This is a genomic window from Streptomyces glaucescens (genome assembly GCF_002154375.1).
Classification (GTDB): domain Bacteria; phylum Actinomycetota; class Actinomycetes; order Streptomycetales; family Streptomycetaceae; genus Streptomyces; species Streptomyces glaucescens.
In genome coordinates, this window is sequence record NZ_MUND01000987.1 from 1 (window position 1) to 1179 (window position 1179).

The window sequence follows — 1179 nt, forward strand, 5'->3', positions numbered from 1 at the left end:
TGGACCACCGCACCGCGCAGGCCGGGCGGCTCGCCGACTCCGTCGCCGTGCTCACCGGCGCCCGCTCCGGCCGCCGCTGGGCCCGTCCCATCCCGATGGAGTCCATCCTGCGCGGTGCGGTGGTCCAGGTGCAGCAGGTCGGCCAGGACGTCCTCGTCGCTGTGGCGTTCCTCCATGGCGCGCAGGTCGGCGAGGGTGCCGGTGGCGAGCGCCTGCATGCGGGCGGCGGCGTTGGCGGTCGCGGCGATGGCCGCGGCCCGCTCGGCGGCGGCGCGTTCGGCGTCCGCGGACAGCCGCCGCACTTCTTCTTCCAGCCGAGCCCGTTCGGCCGTGTGCTCCTGGGCGAGCCGGTCCCGCTCGCGGGCGAACTCCTCCAGCAGACGCGTGCGTTCGTGGGTCGCGGCGTCCACCAGCCGCTGGTGTTCCTGCCGCCACTGCGCGGTGAGCGCCTCGCGTTCACCGGCGAGGCGGGCCGCTTCGGCGCACGCCGACTGCAGTCGGACGCGCGTCGCCCGGGCGGTGCGCAGCCCGTGGGCGGCTACGGTGACGGCGGCACACAGCAGGGCGGCGCCGGCTCCGGCGCCCCAGCCGATGGGACCGCGTGTGCTGTGGGGTGCCATCGACACCGCCCAGCCGACGGCGAGGGCCGACACGGCCGCTGCCGTCAGGGCGATGAGGAGCAGAGGTCGCACGGCGGGTCGGTCGCCCGAACGGGCTTGCGCGGTCATCAATCAGGTCCTCGGGCGGCCGCGACGAGTGCGGCCTTCGTGTCGTCCAGGGGAACGTGTGCGTAGTTGCGCAGTTGAGTGTTTAACGCTGATCAACCGACGGTCACTATACGAGAGTTAGTGATCGAAATGACAAGGGCCCTGTCCTTGATTTACCCGATTGAAGTCGAGTGGGCCGAGAACGGCACATGGGCGGGTCCCGGTTCCGCTCGTACCCGCCCGCCCCTGGACCGATCCCAGCCCGTGACTGCCGATGGCGCCCCGGCCGCTCCCCAGGCATGGCCACCGGCAACCGCCCCGCTCTCCCGGTGGTGTTCACCGGCACCGATGCGGGGTCGCCTCGACATCGTTGGCCCGGGTCCGCTCCCGGCCTGCTCAAGCCCGGTGGCGGGCGCTAGGGGGTGTCGTCGAACTCCCGTCTGCCCTGCGGACGACGACGGGAGTTTGACGA

1 pseudogene is annotated in these 1179 nt (G+C 72.9%); it reads right to left on the bottom strand.

Features of this window, described 5'->3' with window-relative positions:
- Positions 1-692: pseudogene (locus tag CCN42_RS44005) on the bottom strand (ATP-binding protein); the annotation flags it as partial.
- Positions 693-1179 lie beyond the last annotated feature (487 nt).